Annotated in this window: 3 protein-coding genes; 1 reads left to right on the plus strand and 2 read right to left on the minus strand. The window is 73.5% G+C overall.

The genetic code is table 11. The features are described from left to right. Nucleotides 1–245 (plus strand): SpoIIE family protein phosphatase (locus tag D452_RS27430; protein ID WP_040692806.1); only part of this gene is annotated, 245 nt, incomplete at its 5' end. A 21-nt stretch (nt 246–266) separates the two neighbouring features. Here D452_RS27430 and D452_RS0101120 read toward each other — a convergent pair. Both D452_RS0101120 and D452_RS27435 read right to left on the minus strand, forming a co-directional pair. Beyond that, complete coding sequence (locus tag D452_RS0101120) at nt 267–872, minus strand: response regulator transcription factor (RefSeq protein ID WP_017542329.1); 606 nt, start codon at nt 870–872, stop codon at nt 267–269. After that, nucleotides 869–1,590: sensor histidine kinase (locus D452_RS27435; protein WP_017542330.1), on the minus strand; the 722-nt coding region annotated here is incomplete at its 5' end. The genes D452_RS27435 and D452_RS0101120, both read right to left, overlap by 4 nt.

The raw sequence follows: 1,590 nt of genomic DNA on the forward strand, positions 1-1,590 counted from the left end.
TCGAATTCTTCACCGAGACCCTGGAGATCGGGTCGGGCGACGTCCTGCTGGCGGTGACCGACGGCGTCACCGAACGCCGCAACGGCACGCAGATGCTCGGCGACGAGGGCCTGCGCGACATCTTCACCAACTGCTCGGGGCTGACGGCCCAGGCCGTCATCGTCCGTATCGACCGCGACCTGGAGGAGTTCGCCCCGGGCGGCCACACCGACGACACCGCCATGCTGGTGCTGCGGTTCCTCTGACGGCCGGGCCCGCCCCGGCCGTCAGAGCCACCCCATGCCCTGCGCCGTGCGGATCGCCGACATGCGGTTGGCGGCGCCGGTCTTGGTGATGGCGCTGGAGAGGTAGTTGCGCACGGTGCCCTCGGTCAAGTGCAGGGAACGGGCGATGTCGGCCACCGCCCCTCCCTCGGATGCCGCGCGCAGCACCTCGGCTTCACGCGCCGTCAGAGGGCTCTCGCCGGAGGCCATGGCCGCTGCGGCCAGCTCGGTGTCGATGTAGCGCCCGCCCGCGTGCACCTTGCGGATCGCGCCGGCGAGCTCGTCGACCGGGGCGTCCTTGGCCAGAAACCCCCGCGCCCCGGCGGCCAGCGCACGCCGCAGGTAGCCGGGGCGGCCGAAGCTGGTGAGCATCAGTACGCCGCAGTCCGGCGCCGATCCGTGCAGTTCGGCGGCGACCTCCAGCCCGCCCGTACCGGGCATTTCGATGTCCAGCACCGCGATTCCGGCGCCCGTGCGGACCACCGCGTCGGCGACCTCGTCACCCCTCCCGACCTGGGCTGCGATCTCCAGGTCGGGCTCCAGCCCGAGCAGGGCCGCGATCGCGCCGCGCACCAGGTGCTCGTCGTCGGCGAGTACGACTCGGATCACGCGGTCACGTCCTCTCGGCCCGACGGCTCGTCGCCTGTGTTCCCTCCGCCGCGGCGCTCCGGCAGCGGCACGACGGCGCGCAGCAGGAAACCCGTCCCGGCGGAGGCCGGACCGGCGGTGAGCGCTCCGCCGGCGGCGGAGACCCGCTCGCCGAGTCCCGACAGCCCGTTGCCGAAGGACGCGGCGCCGCCGCCCGGCTGCGCGCCGTCGTCGAAGACCTCGACGACCAGTGTGCCGCCGTCCCGGCGCAGGGTGACGGCGCAGTTCTTGGCCGTGCTGTGGCGCAACACGTTCGTGGTGCCCTCACGCACGACCCACGAGGCGATCGACCGCTGGTCGGCGGGAACGTCGACGTCGGCACCGGCCACGGTGCAGCGCACGCCCGCGGCGGTGAGCACGGCCTGGACTCCCGCGGACTCCGCGGCCAGATCCACGTCGCGGTAACCGGACACGGCGGTGCGCACCTCGCGCAGCGCGTCGCGGGCCAAGTGCTGCACGGCGGTCATCTCGCGGGAGGCCGCCTGCGGGTCGATCTCGGCGAGCCGGGCGGCCAGTTCGCTCTTGACGGCGAGCGCCGAAAGGCTGTGTCCCAGCAGGTCGTGCATATCGCGGGCGAAACGCAGCCGCTCTTCGGAGACCGCCAGGCGCGCCTGGGCGTCGCGGGCCGCGTGGGCCTCCGTGACGACGTCCCACAGGGAGATGATGGCGGGGGTGCTGG

The sequence above is a fragment of the Nocardiopsis prasina DSM 43845 genome, from assembly GCF_000341265.1.
Taxonomy (GTDB): domain Bacteria; phylum Actinomycetota; class Actinomycetes; order Streptosporangiales; family Streptosporangiaceae; genus Nocardiopsis; species Nocardiopsis prasina.